This is a genomic window from Xanthomonas sp. SHU 199 (assembly GCF_000364665.1).
Lineage (GTDB): Bacteria > Pseudomonadota > Gammaproteobacteria > Xanthomonadales > Xanthomonadaceae > Xanthomonas_A > Xanthomonas_A sontii.
The window spans coordinates 1-18,436 of record NZ_AQOI01000156.1 but is presented as its reverse complement, the minus strand read 5'-3'; the positions used below and the strand labels follow the sequence as shown (position 1 = coordinate 18,436).

Genomic DNA, 18,436 nt, shown 5'->3' with positions numbered 1-18,436 from the left:
CGCGCGGGCGCTTGCGCAGTTCCTCGGTCAGGCGCTGCGCGGTGGCCAGGTAGGCCTGCGCCGCGGCCGAGTCCGGTGCCGCGGCCACCACCGGGGTGCCGGCGTCGCCCTGCTCGCGGATCGCGATCGCCAGCGGCAGCGACCCCAGCAGCGGCACGCCGTACTGTTGCGCCATGCGCTGGCCGCCGCCCTCGCCGAACAGGTGCTCGACATGGCCGCACTGGCTGCAGGTGTGCACCGCCATGTTCTCGACGATGCCCAACACCGGCACCTCGACCTTCTCGAACATCTTCAGCGCCTTCTTCGCGTCCAGCGTGGCGATGTCCTGCGGGGTGGTGACGATCACCGCACCGGCCACCGGGATCTTCTGCGCCAGGGTCAGCTGGATGTCGCCGGTGCCGGGCGGCAGGTCGATCAGCAGGTAGTCCAGGTCGTCCCACAGGGTGTCGGCGAACAGTTGGGTCAGCGCCGAGGTCGCCATCGGGCCGCGCCAGATCATCGGCGTGTCCTGGTCCACCAGCAGCCCGATCGACATCGCCTCGATGCCGAAGGCGCGCATCGGCTCGATGCTCTTGTCGTCCGGGCTGTCCGGGCGTCCGCTCAGGCCGAGCATGGCCGGCACACTGGGGCCGTAGACGTCGGCATCCAGTACGCCGACGCGCGCGCCCTGGCGCTGCAGGGCCAGGGCCAGGTTCACGGCAGTGGTGGATTTGCCCACCCCGCCCTTGCCGGAGCCGACGGCGACGACGTTGCGGATGCGCGGGTGCGGGGCGAGCTTGGGCTGGACGGCGTGGGCGGGGAGACGCGGGCGATCGGTCATCGGAAAACTCAACAAGAAAGCGTCGGCGACGCAGGCCAGGCATGCGCGCGACGGAAAGGAAACCATGGACCGCACACGGCGCCGCGGACAGCGGCAGCGGCGCGGGCCGCACAGACACATGACTATACAAGTGCACCGACGCATGGTCCCGCGCCGCGGGCGGCGCGAGCGCTGGCGGATTTTGCGCAAATGCCGCGTGGCACGGCCTGCGACCGACCTTTCAGCTCCGTCATCGCGCGCCTCGGCACCGGCCCGCGCAGACGCCGGGATTGGGGCGCGCCATGCCGATGCGGCGATCACCCGCACTTGCACGCCCCACTATGGCGAGTCGCGCTCACCGAAATGGTGCGTCGGCGACCGCGCCACGCTGCCGGCGGTATCGGGATCGCCCAGTCGTCGCAGGCCTTCAACGGCACGCCCCGCCACGCCCCACATCCGTTCAGCAACCTATACAGCGAATGCCCCGCAATGGTGCAAAGCAACGCGAAACTTGTCTACGCCGGTGCCACGGCCCGGCGTTCGCCGACATTTCCCGCCTGATCGGCGCAGTTTTTGTTGGTAGACGAAAAAAGTGACACCCATGTACAAACCGCGTTAAGTCCGTGTTACGTTTGGGTTGATCGCAGGACGCGATCCCACTTTCAAGGCACACGTCGCGGCACGAGGCCCCTCGCCTTATCGATTGATTTTCGGGGAAGAGAAAGATGACTGTCCGTCATACTCGTAGTTTCAAGCACAGCCACCTGAGTGCCGCGCTGGCCTCCGCCATGCTTGTCCCGGCCGCGTTCGCCGCCTTCGCGCAGGACGCCACGACCGACGACAAGACCGATAAAGCGACGAATCTCGACAAGATCACCGTCACCGGCTCGCTGATCCCGCAGACCGAGATCGAGACCGCCACCCCGGTCACCACGATCAACGCCGAAGAAATCAAGGCGCGCGGCTTCAGCACCGTCGCCGACGTGCTGCAGAAGAGCTCGTTCGCCACCGGCGGCGTGCAGGGCGGGCAGAGCTCGGGCACCTTCACCCAGGGCGCGAAGACGGTGAGCCTGTTCGGCCTGCCGCCGGGCTACGTGAAGTACCTGATCGACGGCCGTCCGATGTCGAACTACCCGGCGCTGTACAACGGCAGCGACACGTTCAACAACATCAGCGGCATTCCGATCGACCTGGTCGACCGCATCGAAATCCTGCCGGGCGGCCAGTCGTCGCTGTACGGCTCCGATGCGATCGCCGGCGTGATCAACGTCATCCTGAAGAAGAAGATGGACGGCGCGGTGTTCAGCATCCGCGGCGGCGGCTTCTCCGAGGGCGGCGGCAGCAACTTCCGTACCACCTTCGCCGACGGCTGGACCTCGGCCGATGGCCGCACCAGCATCCTCGGCGGCTTGCAGTACGAAGAGAAGGACCCGATCTGGGCCTATCAGCGCAGCCAGACCAAGCAGTTCAACACGCAGGGCTACAGCGCCCAGCTGCCGAGCCGCGACTTCCTGGTCTACAGCCCGTTCACCAGCTACAAGTTCCTCGACCCGAACAACTGCAACAACGTGTCCGGCCTGTTCGGCGGCACCATCGCCAAGCAGCAGCGCCGCGGCTTCGGCGACGAGTACTACTGCGGTTCCAAGTACACCCCGGGCTACCGCACCCTGGATGCCGGCAACAAGTCGCTGCAGGCCTACATCCACGGTACCCATGACCTGAACGACAATGTGCAGCTGTACGGCGACGTGCTCTACAGCCACGACGAGGTCAAGTACAACGCCGGCTCCAACTACATCTGGTGGGGTACCGCCGCCGACTTCGGCTACTACTACGATCCGCAGGTGGGCGACCTGCTGAACCTGCAGCGCTCGTTCGCCCCGGAAGAAATGGGCATCAACGGCATCAAGGACACGATGAGCCGCGACAAGAGCGACTCGGTGCGCGTGACCTTCGGCGCCCAGGGCCAGCTCGGCCAGTCGAGCTGGGACTACGATGCCGGCGTCACCTACACCCAGTACAAGCTGGAAGAGCGTCAGTTGGTCCGCTACAAGAACGCGATCGACCAGTTCTTCGTGAACCGCGTGCTGGGCCCGCAGCTCGGCCTGGACCCGAACTACGGCGCTTACCCGGTGTATTCGCCGAACTACGCGGCGTTCTACTCGCCGATCAGCCAGGCGGACTTCGCCAGCTTCACCGGCCAGGCCACCAACAAGAGCAAGACCTCCGACGGCATGATTCGCGTGCAGGCCACCAACGGCAAGCTGTTCAGCCTGCCCGGCGGCGACGCGGGCCTGGCCGTGGTCGGCGAGTACGGCAAGCAAAAGTGGGACTACGCGCCGGATCCGGTGATCCTCAACGGCGAAGTCTGGGGCCTGACCTCGGTAGCCGGCGGCGGCCAGCGCGACCGCTACGCGCTGACCTCGGAACTGCGCATGCCGGTGTTCGACCCGCTGACCATCACCCTGGCCGGCCGCTACGATGCGTTCAAGGCCAGCGGCCGCACCATCGACAAGCCGACCTACAGCATCTCGCTGGAGTACCGCCCGTTCGAGACCCTGCTGCTGCGCGGCAAGTACGGCACCGCGTTCCGCGCGCCGACCCTGTCCGACCTGTACCAGGGCCAGAGCGGTTACTACAACAGCGTCATCGACTACTACCAGTGCGCGCGCCGCGGCTACCTGCCGGGCAACACCGACAACTGCCCGGCGGCCTACTCCAGCCGTCAGTTCCGCGGGACGCAGTCGGGCAATCTGGACCTGAAGCCGATCAACGCCGATGTGTGGAGCGCGGGCTTCGTGTGGTCGCCGGTGGACCGCATGGCGCTGACCGTCGACTACCTCAACTGGGACATCAGCGATGAGGTCACCCAGCAGAGCGCCAATGGTCTGAGCCTGCAGGACTACCGCTGCCGCGCCGGCATCGACGATGCCGCCTCGGCGCTGTGCCAGGCCACGTTCTCCCAGGTCACCCGCAACGCGGCCGGCCAGATCACCAACATCTACACGCCGAAGATCAACGTCTCCAACCAGAAGCTGGAAGCGGTCACCGCCTCGTTCCGCTATGGCTACGACTTCGGCCGCTGGGGCGACCTGAGCACCATCGCTAGCTACAGCGAGAACCTGCGCCACAAGTACGTGCGCTACGCGGGCGATGCGCCGGTGGACCTGCTGAACGATCCGTACTGGAGCACCGATCCGAAGCGCAAGGCCGACGCGTCGCTGACCTGGGACATCGGCAAGTTCTCGACCACCTGGTACGCGAGCTGGTTCGACAAGACCCCGAACTACGCCGCCACGATCAGCGCCGATGGCTACGCGGCTCCGCGCGCCGGCAAGCTGCCGTCGCACATCACCCACAACGCCAGCGTCACCTACAAGGCGTTCGAGGGCATGGAGCTGTCGCTGATGGTGACCAACGTGTTCAACAAGATGCCGCCGTTCGATGCGTCCTATCCGGGCAGCGCGCAGTGGGCGTACAACGAATACAACTTCGATGTGTACGGCCGTGCGTACTACCTGGAAATGCGTTACTCGTTCGGCAAGTAAGCAGACACGCATGTCCTCACAGAGCCCACCCGCAAGGGTGGGCTTTTTTTTGCCTCGCATGCGCGGCCTACCCGGTCATTCCATCCATTGCAGGCGTCTGCCCGCGCGGCACGTCGGCGAGATTGGTCAAGCACACATGATTTGCGCACGACAGCGTTCCGCCGCCGTGGCCGCTGGCGCCGTCAGCCCATGCTGTAATCGCGCCTAGCGCATCCGTAGCCGCCGAGACGCCCCCTCCTCGTCGTCGCATCCGATGCCGCAATGCATCCAGTGGAGATACCCGACATGCCGCGTCGCGACTTCGATCCCGCCACCTTCGCCGCGGATGGGCGGCCGGCAACCCAGGCACGGCTGTTCGATGCGGACACGCCGCCGCCGTGGCACGGCGTCGTCGCCGGCGCAGCCCTGGGTGGCGCGGTCACCGTCCTGACCTACGGCACCGATGCGATCGGCGACGGCCCGCCGCGCCACGTCCATCCGTACGACGAAACCTTCGTGGTCCTGGTCGGACGCGCGCGGTTCTTCGTCGGCGACAGCGCGCTCGAGGCGGCGGCCGGAGACGTGGTCTTCGGTCCCGCCGGCGTGCCGCACCGGTTCGAGAACCTGGGTCCTGGCCGTCTGCAGACGCTGGACATCCATCATTCGCCGACCTGGATCCAGACCGATCTGGACTAGGCGAGGCCAGCCACGCGCAGTGCGGCAATGTCGCGGCACACAGGAGCGCCACGGAAGAAGCGCGCAGCGCTCACCGTTCCGCACTACGCCTGCGCCACGCGCCAGCGTGCGCGCCGGATACCACAGCGACCGATCACGGAGCGGTAGAGACGGGCCGCGCGGGCGGCCCAGTGGTTACGGATAGAACGCCGACAACAGCGCCTTCAGTTCCTGCAAATCCTCGCCGTAGCGCTGCCAGCGCCCCATGTAGGAACGCGTCATCGACGTGCGTACCTGCACCACGCTGGCGGTCGCCACCGGCGCCTGGTTCTGCTCGAAGCGCAGGCAGGCGTCGTCCCACGGCAGGCCGCAGAACTCCAGCAGGCGGCGCGTGGTCGGCTCCTGCGCGGTCACCAGGTCCTCGTAATCGACCTGCAGGATGCGCTGCGGCAGCACCGCGTTCCAGTGCGCCATCAGCCGGTCGAACATCAGGAAGTAGCGGCCGACGTCCATCAGGTCGAACGAGTAGTCGTAGTACGGCGAGGACAGCGCGAACAGCTGGCGGAAATTGCTCAGGCAGGTGTCCATCGGATCGCGCCGCAGGCACACGATTTTCGCCTTCGGCAGGGCGCGCGCGATGTGGCCGGCGTAGAGGAAGTTGTGCGGCAGCTTGTCCACGAAGCGCGGCTTCAGCGCCGTGCCGGGCCGCGTGGACTCGACATAGCCGCGGCCGAGCGCGCGCCAGTCCAGTCCCTGCACCTGGCTCAGCGTGGCTTCGTCGAGGATCTCCGGCGACGGCGTGCCGGTCAGGCGCTTGAGCACCACCGAGAAGTTCTGCAGTTCCCCCGCCGAGTGCACCTGCGGATGGCTGGACAGGATCCGGTCCACCAGCGTGGTGCCGCTGCGCGGCATGCCGATCACGAAGATCGGCTCCTCGCTCTCGAAGCCCGCCACCGGCGCATCGTCGGCGCGGAAGGTCCGCTCCAGCGCATCGAACAGGCGCGCATCGCGCTCGGAGGTGTAGCCGCGCGCCCGCTTGTGCACCGATTTGCCCTGCACATAGCCGCGGAAGGCCGCGCGGTAGTCACCCAGATCCTCGTGCTCCTTGGCCAACGCCAGGTTCAGGTACAGAACCGCGTTGGGATCGTCGCCGGCCGACGCCAACGCGGCCTCGAGCAGGGCCAGGTTGTTCTCCTCCGGCGTCCACTTGCGCAGCTGCGACAGCGACAGGTACACCTTCCAGTAGCGCGGCTCCAGCGCCAGGCAGGCGCGGTATTCGGCCTCGGCCTCCTGCAGCCGTCCGGAGAACAGCAGCGAGGTGCCCAGGTTGTAGCGGAAGCTGGCCTGCTGCGGCGCCGCCTGCACCGCACGCGTGAACGCCTGCAGCGAGGCGGCATGTTCGTTGACCTGGCTGTAGACCACGCCCAGCGTGTCCAGGGTATGCGCATCGGTGGGCTGCAGCGCCATCGCCTGATCGGCGAAGCGGTGCGCATCCTGCAGGAACCGCCCCATCGCCAGCACCCGCGCCAGTTGCGCCGCGTAGTCGGCGCGTTCGGGATTCAGGGTCGCGGCCTGGTGCAGATGCACCGCAGCGACCTGCATCTGCTGCAACTCCAGCGCCGCCACGCCGGCGACGAAATGCACGCCCGGATGCTGCGGCAAGGCCTGCAGCAGCAACTGCGCGATCCGCTGCGCCTGCGGCCAGTCGCTGCGGTTGAGCGCGGCGATGGCCTGGTTGTAGAGCTGAACCTGTTCGCTCATGGATGCGCCCGATCTCCCCTGGAAGGCTGGCCGCGGCGGCACGCAGGCGGGCGCGGCGGTCTCCGATTATGACCGCAGCGCAGCATTCGCGCGCATGCGCGGTGTCTGCCGCCGGCCGCCGCCGCACACCCCGGCCGCAGGGCGAGCGCGGAGCGAAACGGGCTCGCCCTGATGGAAATGACGCAGCGACAAGGGCTTGCATCACGTGGCGTCCAGGTGCGGCCTGCCGCGGCGACCGCCCTTACAGCAAGCCCACTTCAAAAATATGTCATGTAACGCAAATTTTTCGTTACTTTTCCGATTTGTTCATGCTACGGTCAAGAAACGTGAAACGGACCTCACACTCTCTACACGTACCTGTCCAGGAAGGGACCTGGGTACTGCACATGCATCTAGGGGAAATTTGTCAATGTCAGTCAAAGCACCGACTCCCAAGCGGAGTCTTCTGGTCGTTGCTGTGTCCGCCATTCTGGCCCTGCCCGCCGCGTCGGCGCTGGCGCAAAGCCAGCCCGCGAGCGAGGAATCGGAGACGGAACAACTGACCGAGGCCACCGGCGCCAAGGCGCGCACCCTTGAGAAAGTGACGGTGACCGGTTCGCGCATCCAGCGCACCGAGGTCGAGGGCCCCTCGCCCGTCACCATCATCTCCGCCACGCAGATCGAGCGCGAAGGCTTCAACACCGTCTTCGACGCGCTGAGCACGCTCACCCAGGCCTCCGGCTCCACCCAGAACGAGCTGTTCCAGGGCGGCTTCACCCCTAACGCCAGCGTGATCAACCTGCGCGGCCTCGGCCCCGGCCGCACCCTGCTGCTGATCAACGGGCGCCGCGCCGCGGACTACCCGCTGCCCTACAACGGCCAGAGCAACTTCGCCAACTTCGGCAATATCCCGGCCGCGGCGGTCGACCGCATCGAGATCCTCGCCGGCGGCGCCTCGGCCATCTACGGCTCCGACGCGGTCGCCGGCGTGGTCAACGTCATCCTCAAGACCAACTACGAGGGCGACCTGGTCAAGCTGCGCGGTAGCACGCTGACCCGCGGCGGCGGCGACACCGGCGACTTCCAGTGGATCGGCGGCAAGACCGGCGACCGCTGGAGCCTGACCTACGCCTTCGAGTACACCGCCGGCGAGCCGCTGTACGGCTACCAGCGCGACTTCATGGATTCGTCGCTGGACAACCCGTTCCCGCCGGCCTTCGTCGGCATCCAGCCGACCGGCACCATGCGCGTGCGCCGCCGCACCGGCTCGACCACCAACTCCTACTTCGCGCCGCCGGCCGGCGCCTGCGAACAGTTGGGCGACGAGTGGGTGCGCTGGAACTACCGCAGCGCCAGCGCCGCCGGCGCCATCACCAACCTCGGCCAGGCCTGCGGCACCTTCAAGGATCCGGCCTACCAGACCATCCGCAACGAGAACAACGACCTGTCCGGCTACGCCTACGGCACCTTCGATTTCGAAGGCGGCATGCAGGGCTGGGCCAGCCTGCAGGCCTGGTCGTCCGAGTCCAAGTACACCTCGGGCACCCAGTTCTGGTCCGGCCGCACCAGTGGCGCGCTGTGGTTCGATCCGGGCTTCAACGCGCTGGTCGACGCGCAGCGCGTGTTCGCCCCGCAGGAAGCCGGCGGCGTCGAGCACCTGATGGCGCGCAACAAGGAGAAGTCCTACGACTTCGCCGCCGGCCTGCGCGGCAAGCTGGGCGACCGCTTCGACTGGGACCTGACCCTGTCGCGCGCCGAGTACAAGGTGAAGGTCGATCGTCCGCGCCTGATGGCCTCGGCGGTCAACGACTACTTCCTCGGCCAGCAACTGGGCACCCGCGTGGTGGGCGGCGTCACCTATCCGGTGTATCGCCTGAACCAGCAGCGCTACTACAGCGCACTGACCCCGGACCAGTTCGCGGCGTTGAGCACCACGGTCAAGACCGACGCCAACTCGCACGTCAACCAGGGCAGCTTCGTGCTCTCCGGCGACCTGTTCGAGCTGCCGGCCGGCGCGCTGGGCTTCGCCGGCGTGGTCGAAGCCTCGCAGCAGGAATACAAGCTCAATGCCGACCCGCGCATCCTGCCCGACTACACCGGCACCGACCGTCCGTACAACCTCACCGGCACCGGCGGCGGCGGCAAGCGCGACCGCTACGCGCTGGGCGTGGAGCTGTCGATTCCGATCCTCAGCTCGCTGAAGGCGCACCTGGCCGGACGCCTGGACAAGTACGACGACGTCACCGCGGTGGACGACGCCAAGACCTGGAACGCCGGCCTGGAATGGCGTCCGCTGGACAATCTGCTGTTCCGCGGCTCCTACTCCACCAGCTTCCGCGCGCCGGATCTGCACTACGTGTTCGCCGATCGCAGCGGTTCGTTCTCCAGCATCTTCGACACCCGTCGCTGCCTGGAAAGCGGCCGCGCCGCGGCGCAGTGCCCGACCTCGGACACCACGGTGAACTACACCGCGTACGGCGTGCGCCAGGGCACCACCAACCTCTCCGAGGAAACCGGCACGTCGTGGACCGCCGGCTTCGTGTGGGACGTGCTCGACGGCCTGTCGGTCACCGCCGACTACTACGACATCCGCCTGAAGAACGTGGTGGCCGACATCACCTCCACCTACATCCTCGACGGCGAAGCCGGCTGCGTGACCGGGCTGACCCGCAACCGCAACCCGTTCACCCTGGGTGCGCCGGGCTCGGCGTTCTGCAACGACATGCTGTCGCGGGTCAGCCGCCTCAACGCGCCGGGCACGCCGAACGACGGCCAGATCACCGAGATCCGCCGCGGTCCGATCAACCGCGCGTTCCTCGGCACCAAGGGCATCGATGCGTCGCTGGACTACCGCCTGGACACCGACCGGCTGGGCGACTTCCGCTTCCAGGTGGGCTACTCGCACACCCTCGAGCAGAAGTCGGCCGAGTTCAAGGGCGACCCGATCCTCGATTACCGCGACGACCTGGGCAACTTCGACTTCCGCAGCCGCATCCGCACCACCGCGACCTGGCAGAAGAACGACTGGCAGGCGGCGGTGTTCATGATCCGCTACGGCAGCCTGCCGAACTGGCAGGAGACCGGCCGCATCGCGCCGTACTTCATCTGGAACGCCAACGTGGGCAAGAAGCTGACCGACAAGCTGACGGTCAACTTCTACGTCAACAACGTGTTCGACAAGACGCATCCGAAGGACAGCGGCTACAACACGTATCCGTACTTCTGGCGCGCCTACAGCCCGTACGGCCGCGAAGTGGCGGCGGAGTTCCAGTACCGCTTCCGCTGAGCCGCACCACGCGCACCGGAGGTCAGCGAGAGCCCGGCATCGGGCTCTCGCTGTGTTCAATCACGCAAAAAGGATTCTCGTGAAACGACTCGTTGCTTTCTGCGCGCTGGGGCTGTGCCTGCACGTCGGCATCGCCGCGGCCGCTCCCCCGCCCATTGCGGATTTCGTCAAACGTCCCACCTACAGTGCGGTGAAGATTTCGCCGGACGGCGAATACCTGGCGCTGACCGTGGACCGCGGCGAGCAGGACGTGCTGACCGTGCTCGGCACGCGCGACCTCAAGCCGATCAAGGTCAACGTGCTGCCGGACGGCAAGAGCGTCGGCGCGTTCTACTGGACCGGCCGCAAGCGGCTGCTGTTCACCGCGGTCAAGAAGGTCGGTTCGTTCGAGCGGCCGATGGGCACCGGCGAGTGGTTCGCGGTCAACGCCGACGGCGGCCAGCCGCGCACCCTGATCGAATACGGCACCCAGGGCGTCACCCAACGCGGCAAGAGCGTGGGCCGCGAATCGTTCTCCCTGCTCGACACGCTGCGCGACGACGAGCAGAACGTGGTCATGCAGGTGCGCTACCCGCGCTCCTCGGAAGGTGCCGGCACCGAAGTGGTGATGATCGACACCCTCAGTGGGCGGCGCAAATCGCTGGGCCGCGCGCCCAAGGCGAACTGCTCCATCGCCCTGGACGCGACCAAGCAGCCCGCCTTCGCCACCTGCCAGAGCGACAAGGACGAGGACACCGGCTACGACAGCCACAGCGAGGTGTACGCGCTGAAGGACGGCAAGTGGGAGCTCATCAACGCCAGCAAGGCCGATGGCGCGCGCCTGGACATCGCCTGGTCCACCGCCAACGGCCGCGTCTATGCCACCCGCGACGACGGCAAGGCGCCCGGCGCGTTCGGGTATCTGGATCCGCGCAGCGGCGGCTTCGTCGCCCTGTTCCAGGACCCCACCAGCGAGGTGGCGCGCACCATCACCGCCACCGACGGCTCGGACACCGCGCTGGCGGTGGTCACCGAGGCCGGCGCGCCGCAGGTCAAGCTGATCGACGAGGCGCATCCGGACGCAGCGTTGTACGCCAGCCTGGCCGCGGCCTTTCCTGGCCAGTACGTCGACTTCGCCAGCGCCACCCGCAATGGCGACACCATCGTGGTCAGCGTGCGCAGCGACCAGAATCCCGGCGAGCTGTACCTGTACGAGCGCGCCACCGGCAAGGCGCGCTTCCTGATGAAGAGCCGGCCCTGGATCGATGCGGCGAAGATGGCCACGATCACGCCGATCCAGTTCACCGCCCGCGACGGGCTGCGCATCCACGGCTACCTCACCGTGCCGGCCGGAGCGCAGGCGAAGCACCTGCCGCTGATCGTCAACGTGCACGGCGGACCGATGGGGCCGCGCGACAACTGGGGCTTCCATTCGGAGGCGCAACTGTTCGCCAGCCGCGGCTACGCCACGCTGCAACTCAACTACCGCGGCTCCGGCGGCTTCGGCAAGGCGTTCATGGACCGCGCCTACGGGCAGTGGGACGGCGGCATCCTCAACGACATCGTCGACGGCACCCAGTACGCCATCCAGCAGGGTCTGGCCGATCCGGCGCGGATCTGCATCTACGGCGGCAGCTTCGGCGGCTACGCCGCGATGATGGCGCCGGTGCGCGCGCCGGGGCTGTTCCGCTGCGCGTTCGGCTACGTCGGCATGTACGACGCCAAGATCCAGTTGCGGCTCAGCGACACCAGCAAGAGCGAGAGCGGCAGGCGCTATCTGCTGCGCGCCTTCGGCAGCACCAGTGCCGAGCAGGAGCGGATGTCGCCGATCAACCACGTGCAGGCGCTGACGCTGCCGATCTACCTCGCCGCCGGTGCACGCGACGACCGCTGCCCGCCGGAGCACACCGAGGCGCTGGCCAAGGCGCTGCAGGCGGCCGGCAACCCACCCGAAGGCATGATCGTGCAGTCCGGCGAAGGCCACGGCTTCTACAAGGAAGAGAACAACCTCAACCTCTACACCCGGATGCTGGGGTTCTTCGACGCGCACCTGGGCGGTTCCGCGGCACGACCGAGCGCATCCGCGCAGGCCGGCGCGCCCTGACGCTGGCGCAGACAACGCCACGGCGCGCCGCCGTGGCACGCGCGGCGCGCTGCACGCGCCGCGCCTTTCCCTCGCCCTGGTCGCCATGCCAGGGTTCTTTTTTTCTTGCCGCTACCGTCCGCCGCCGCTCAACCGCGCAGCAGCGCCATCGCCGCATTGTGGCCGGGCGCGCCGGTCACGCCGCCGCCGGGGTGGGTGCCGGAGCCGCACAGGAACAGGCCGGGAATCGCACCGCGGTACGCCGCCTGGCCGAGCATCGGCCGTGCGCTGAACAACTGGTTGAGGCTCAGCGCGCCGTGGAAGATGTCGCCGCCGATCAGCCCGAAAGTGCGTTCCAGGTCCAGCGGGCTCAGCACCTGCCGGCCCAGCACCGAGGCGGCGAAGCCCGGCGCATAGCGCTCGACGGTGGCGATCATCAGGTCGGCGACCTCCTCGCGGTGCGCGTCCCAGCTGCGCCCGTCCGGCAACTGCGGCGCGACGTGCTGGCAGAACAGGCTGGCCACGTGCTGGCCGGGCGGCGCCAGGCCATCGTCCAGGGTGCTGGGAATCAGCAGTTCGACGATCGGTTCGCGCGACCAGCCGTGCCGGCGCGCGTCGTGGTAGGCGCGGTCCATGTAGTCCAGGCTAGGCGCCAGCACGATGCCGGCGGTGAGATGATCGCCCGGCCCCGGCAGCGCGCTGAAACTGGGCAGCCGCGACAGCGCCACGTTCATGCGGAACGTGCCGGAACCGCAGCGCCAGTGCGCCATGCGCTCGCGGGTGGCGGCCGGCACGTGCGCCGGATCGAGCAGGCGTTCGTACAGCAGCTTGGGATTGACGTTGGCGACCACGTGCCGCGCCCGCAGGCGCTCGCCCTGCTCGGTGACCACGCCGACCGCGCGTCCGCCCTCGACCAGGATCTCGCGCACGCCCGCATCGGTGCGGATGCGTGCACCGGCCGTAGTGGCCGCACGGGCCATGGCCTGGGTGATCGCGCCCATGCCGCCCAGCGCATGGCCCCAGGCGCCCTTGACCCCGTTGCTCTCGCCGAACACGTGGTGCAGCAGCACGTAGGCCGATCCCGGCGTGTACGGGCTGGCGTAGTTGCCGACGATGCCGTCGAAACCGAACAGCGCCTGCGCCGCATCGCTCTCGAACCAGCGCTGCAGATACTCGGCGGCGGAGATGGTGAACAGGTCCAGCAGGTCCTGGCGCAGCTCCGCATCCAGCGCATGCAGGCGGCGCCCGAGGCGTCCGGTACGCAGCAGCTCGGGCAGTGCCTGCAGCCAGCCGCCGTCGGTGACGTTGGGCGGCGGCTGCAACGCCAGCGCGCGCAGCACGTCGGCGATGCCCTCCAGCCGCGCCTCGTAGGCCGGCAGGCGCGCAGCGTCGCGTGCGGAGAACTTGGCCAGTTCGGCCTGGGTGTGGCCGGCGCCGGTCAGCAGATAACGTCCGTCCGGCAACGGCAGGAAGTTGTTGCGCCGGCGCGGCACGATGCGCAGGCCGTGGCCGGCCAGGTCGAGATCGGCGATCACCTTGGGCTGCAGCAGCGACACCGTGTAGGACGCCACCGAGTTGCGGAACCCGGGGTGGAACTCCTCGGTCACCGCGGCGCCGCCGACCACGCCGCGCCGTTCCAGCACCGTCACCTTCCAGCCGGCCCGCGCCAGGTAGGCGGCGCAGACCAGGCCGTTGTGGCCGGCGCCGACGATCAGGGCATCGCATGGCGGTTCGCGGGTCATGGCCGCATGGTAAGCCAGCGCCGGCGGACCTGCCGACGGCGGGCGGCGACGCCGTCCTGCGGCCCAATGGCCAGGGCCACCCATGACCTTCGACACCCCTGAAACCTGCAGTGGCGGCGTAGAGTCTCGCCACGGCCCGTGCGGGCCATTCCTTTATCCACGTCGGCCTGGAGCCTGCCTGTGACCCTTCGCAATCCCAAGATGCTGCTGTTGACCCTGGCCGTGAGCGCCGCGCTGACCGGCTGCAACAAGCCCGAGAGCGCCGCGCCCGCCGCCGACGCCACCAAGTCCGCGCCGGCCGCCGCCCCGGCCGCGGCGTCGACCGACCTCAAGCTCGACACCAGCAAGCTGCCGGCCTACAACGCCTTCAACGTCGACGACCTGGACGCCAGCAAGAACGCCTGCGACGACTTCAACGGCTACGTCAACGGCAAGTGGCTGGCCGCCAACGAGATCCCCAAGGACCGCAGCAGCTGGGGCGCGTTCTCGATCCTGGACGAACGCTCGGTCGCGGCGCAGCACCAGCTGGCCGAACAGGCCGCCGCCGCGGCTAACCCGCAGGGCGTGGAGAAGATCGTCGGCGACTTCTGGTCCTCGGGCATGGACGACGCCAAGATCAACGCCCAGGGCATCGCGCCGCTGAAGGCCGACCTGGCCGCGATCGACGGCCTCAAGGACGGCCCTGCGGTGGCCGAGTACCTGCGCCAGAGCGCGGCCAAGGGCGAGAACGGCCTGTTCGGCTTCGGCGCCGAGGCCGACTTCAAGAATTCGGCGATGAACATGGCCTACGCCATGCAGGGCGGCCTCGGCCTGCCCGACCGCAGCTACTACTTCGACGCCGACAAGCAGGACAAGCTCAAGGCCTACCAGGCGCATGTGGCCAAGGTGCTGGAACTGGCCGGCGTGCCGGCGGCCGACGCGGCCAAGCAGGCGCAGGACGTGGTGGCGCTGGAAACGCGCCTGGCCAAGGTGTCCAAGTCCAGCGAGCAGCTCTCGCGCGACGCCGAGCTGTCCTACAACCCGGTCACCCCGGCCGATGCCGACAAGCTGACCCCCAACTTCCCCTGGACCAAGTTCTTCGAGTCGCAGGGCGTGGCCGTGCCGGAGAAGTTCTCGCTGGCGATCCCGGCCTTCCACCAGGAAGTGAGCAAGGCGCTGGGCGACACCGACCCGTCAGTGTGGCGCGCCTACCTGCGCTTCCACACCGTGGACAGCGCCTCGCCGTACCTGAGCGACGCCTTCGCGCAGGAAAACTTCGCCTTCTACGGCAAGGAACTCAACGGCCAGGCCGAGATGAAGCCGCGCTGGAAGCGCGTGCTCGGCAGCATCAACGAAGGCGCCGGCGAGGCGATGGGCCAGATGTACGTCAAGGTCGCCTTCTCGGCCGACGACAAGGCCAAGATGCAGCAACTGGTCGAGAACCTGAGCCAGGCGCTGAAGGCGCGCCTGGAGAAGCTGACCTGGATGAGCGACGAGACCAAGGCCAAGGCCCTGGACAAGTGGAAGACCTTCACCCCGAAGATCGGCTATCCGGACAAGTGGCGCGACTACGCCAGCCTGAGCACCCAGCGCGACAACTACCTGGACAACGTGCGCGCCGCCACCGCGTTCAACTACAAGTACAACCTCAGCAAGATCGGCAAGCCGGTGGACAAGACCGAGTGGGGCATGACCCCGCAGACGGTCAACGCCTACTACAACCCGCTGCAGAACGAGATCGTGTTCCCGGCGGCGATCCTGCAGCCGCCGTTCTTCGACCCCAAGGCCGACGACGCGTTCAACTACGGCGGCATCGGCGCGGTGATCGGCCACGAGATGACCCACGGTTACGACGACCAGGGCGCGCGCTTCGGGCCGACCGGCAACTTCGAGAACTGGTGGACCCCGGCCGACGCCAAGAAGTTCTCCGCGCTCACCGGCAAGCTGGTGCAGCAGTTCGACGGCTACGAGGTCGACGGCAAGCACGTCAACGGCAAGCTGACCCTGGGCGAGAACATCGCCGACCTGGGCGGCATCACCACCGCCTACGACGCCATGAAGAAGGCCACCGAGGGCAAGGACGACCCGAAGGTCGGCGGCATGAGCCGCGACCAGAACTTCTTCATCAACTGGGCCACCGTGTGGCGCACCAAGTACACCCCGCAGAACGCGATGGTGCGCCTGACCACCGACCCGCACGCCCCGGCGCAGTTCCGCGCGATCGGTGCGCCGTCGAACCTGGAGGCCTTCGCCACCGCGTTCCAGTGCAAGCCGGGCGCGCCGATGGTGCGCAGCGGCGACAAGCGCGTGGTGATCTGGTAAGCGACGGCGTCACCGCCGTCCCGCGAAAAGGCCCGGCTTGTCCGGGCCTTTTCTTTGCGTGGGCGTCGGCCTGCGACGGCGGTGGCGATGCCGACCGCCCTGCCCGGCCACCGGCGCCCGTGCCTGCCGGCGTCCCTCGCTGAATCCGATGGGGACGTGGACGCGCATCATCGCCACAGTTGCACACCGCGGCTTGTTAAACTCCGCCGACTTTAATCCTGACCGGATGCGTTCCCGATGCCCAATGCCCGTCCGCTTGCCCTCGCCGTCGCCCTCGGCCTGATCGCCCTCGCCTCCGCCGCCGATGCCGCGCCCAAGAAGAAGCGCGCCGCCGCGCCCAAGGCCCCGCCGATCAGCGCCGCCTGCAGCGACTTCTACGACGACGCCAACGCCGACTGGCTGAAGCAGAACCCGGTGCCGCAGACCGGCGCGGTCACCGCGCTGGGCCAGCTGGCCGAGCGCACCCAGCAACAGCAGCGCGACCTGCTCGATGCCTCCATGCAGTCGCCGCAGAACGCGGTGCAGAAGGCGCTGGGCGATTTCTGGGCCAGCGGCCTGGACGAGGCCGCCGTCGAGAAGGACGGCTCCAACCCGATCGCGCCGCTGCTCGGCCGCATCGATGCGATCAAGAAGGCCAAGGACGTGCCGGCCTCGATCGCCGCGCTGCACCAGATCGGCATCCCGGTCGCGTTCAACTTCGGCGCCGACGTCGACCTGAAGGCGCTGGACCGCCACATCGGCTACTTCATGCAGGGCGGCATGGGTCTGCCCGACCCGGCCTTCTACACCCGCACCGACGCCGACACCATGGCGCTGATGGGCCGCTACCGCACCTACGTCAAGCAGATCCTGACTTTGACCGGCACCCCGGCCGACCGCCTCGAGGCCGACGCCCAATCGGTGCTGCAGATCGAGACCGCGCTGGCGCGCAGCGCCAAGTCGTTGGCCGGCATCAACAACCCGTTCAACAACTACTCGCCGATCTCCACCAAGGAGTTGAACAAGCAGTACCGCAACCTGCAGCTCGATGCCTTCCTCAAGGCGCAGGGCGTCAACGACGATCTGGTGTCGATGGCCGACCCGGACATGTTCAAGCAGCTCGACGGCATGATCGTCAGCATCAAGCCCGAGCAGTGGAAGGCCTACCTGCGCTGGCGCGTGGGCGATGCGATGGCGCCGTACCTGTCCAAGAGCTTCCGCGATGCCAGCTTCGAGTTCCGCGGCCGCGTGCTGCAGGGCCAGGTCGCGCCGCCGCCGCGCTGGGCGCAGGTGCTGGACGCGATCAACGTCGCCGCCGGCCCGATGCTGGGCCGCGAGTACGTGGCCCGCTACCTGTCGGCAGACACCCGCCGCCAGGCCGAGACCATCGCCGACCAGGTGCGCGACGCGCAGATCGCCGCGGTCAAGCGCAGCACCTGGCTGAGCGAGCCGGCGCGCACCGAGGCGCAGGCCAAGCTGACCGCACTGAAGATCGAAGTCGGCGCGCCGCGCCGCGACCTCGACTACACCCTGCAGCCGATGGGCCGCGGCAGCTTCGGCGGCAACATGCTGATCGCCTCCACCTGGCGTCACCGCGAGGAGATGAAGCGCATCGGCAAGGGCAACGCCGACCGCCGCTGGGACGTGCTGCCGCAGCAGCCCGCACTGACCTACGACATCGCCCAGAACCGCCTGATCGTCACCGCCGCGGTGCTGCAGCCGCCGGTGTACGCGGCCGGCGGCGACGCCGCGACGCTGTACGGCGCCTACGGCGCGATGGTCGCGCACGAGTTGATCGGCGCCATCGACAGCAAGGGCAGCCAGGTCGACGCGCAGGGCCAGTTGCGCAACTGGTGGACCCCGGAAGACAAGAGCGCCTGGAACGCGCTGGCCGCCCGTACCGCCGCGCAGTACGGCGCCTACGACTTCCCGGGGGTGAAGGGTGCCAAGGTCAACGGCCCGCTGACCCAGGACGAGGACCTGACCGACATCGGTAGCGTCGAACTGGCCTGGCAGGCCTACAGCGCCGCGCAACCGACCGCCAACGAGGCAAGCAAGCAGGCGTTCTACAAGGCCTGGGCCGGCCTGTGGGCGCAGCAGCTGTCGCCGAACGAAGCCGTGCAGCGGGTCACCGCCGACGTGCACGCGCCCGGCCGCTGGCGCACCAACGGCGCGCTGGCCAACCTGCCCGCCTTCGCCGCGACCTTCACCTGCAAGCCCGGCCAGCCGATGGTGCGCAGCGAGGCCGAACAGATCCACCTGTGGCCGTGAGCCGGTGCCGGCGCTAGCTGTGATCTCTCAGTAGGTTGTTCATCCGGGGCATCT

General features: G+C 68.1%; 9 protein-coding genes. 6 read left to right on the top strand and 3 right to left on the bottom strand.

Going from position 1 to position 18,436, the window contains the following annotated elements:
- On the bottom strand, positions 1 to 820 hold an 820-nt coding region (gene apbC, locus D183_RS0107155), incomplete at its 3' end, for an iron-sulfur cluster carrier protein ApbC (protein ID WP_017908403.1).
- A gap of 767 nt (positions 821 to 1,587) precedes the next feature.
- On the opposite strand from apbC, the gene D183_RS0107150 reads away from it, so the two are divergent.
- Together D183_RS0107150 and D183_RS0107145 are read left to right on the top strand one after the other, a co-directional pair.
- Positions 1,588 to 4,347, top strand: coding sequence for a TonB-dependent receptor plug domain-containing protein (locus D183_RS0107150; protein WP_017908402.1), 2,760 nt, complete (start codon positions 1,588 to 1,590; stop codon positions 4,345 to 4,347).
- A gap of 285 nt (positions 4,348 to 4,632) precedes the next feature.
- Entirely contained in the window at positions 4,633 to 5,022 is a 390-nt protein-coding gene (locus tag D183_RS0107145) for a cupin domain-containing protein (RefSeq protein WP_017908401.1), read from the top strand.
- Between the two features lie 174 nt (positions 5,023 to 5,196).
- Here D183_RS0107145 and D183_RS0107140 read toward each other — a convergent pair whose 3' ends face one another.
- The gene (locus tag D183_RS0107140; protein WP_017908400.1) at positions 5,197 to 6,762 is read right to left on the bottom strand and encodes a tetratricopeptide repeat-containing sulfotransferase family protein; all 1,566 of its coding nucleotides are present in this window, start codon (positions 6,760 to 6,762) and stop codon (positions 5,197 to 5,199) included.
- 457 nt (positions 6,763 to 7,219) lie between these two features.
- Between D183_RS0107140 and D183_RS0107135 the strand changes: the two genes are divergently transcribed.
- Both D183_RS0107135 and D183_RS0107130 read left to right on the top strand, forming a co-directional pair.
- A complete protein-coding gene (locus D183_RS0107135; protein ID WP_017908399.1) occupies positions 7,220 to 10,027 on the top strand; it encodes a TonB-dependent receptor plug domain-containing protein in 2,808 nt (935 codons plus the stop codon).
- A 79-nt stretch (positions 10,028 to 10,106) separates the two neighbouring features.
- Entirely contained in the window at positions 10,107 to 12,110 is a 2,004-nt protein-coding gene (locus D183_RS0107130; protein ID WP_232757233.1) for an alpha/beta hydrolase family protein, read from the top strand.
- A gap of 128 nt (positions 12,111 to 12,238) precedes the next feature.
- Here the strand turns inward: D183_RS0107130 and D183_RS0107125 are convergent, their stop codons facing one another.
- Complete coding sequence (locus tag D183_RS0107125) at positions 12,239 to 13,831, bottom strand: phytoene desaturase family protein (protein WP_017908397.1); 1,593 nt, start codon at positions 13,829 to 13,831, stop codon at positions 12,239 to 12,241.
- Positions 13,832 to 14,032: 201 nt separating this feature from the next.
- On the opposite strand from D183_RS0107125, the gene D183_RS0107120 reads away from it, so the two are divergent.
- Both D183_RS0107120 and D183_RS0107115 read left to right on the top strand, forming a co-directional pair.
- Positions 14,033 to 16,132, top strand: a complete 2,100-nt coding sequence (locus D183_RS0107120; RefSeq protein WP_017908396.1) for a M13 family metallopeptidase — start codon at positions 14,033 to 14,035, stop codon at positions 16,130 to 16,132.
- A gap of 237 nt (positions 16,133 to 16,369) precedes the next feature.
- Complete coding sequence (locus D183_RS0107115) at positions 16,370 to 18,382, top strand: M13 family metallopeptidase (RefSeq protein WP_017908395.1); 2,013 nt, start codon at positions 16,370 to 16,372, stop codon at positions 18,380 to 18,382.
- Positions 18,383 to 18,436 lie beyond the last annotated feature (54 nt).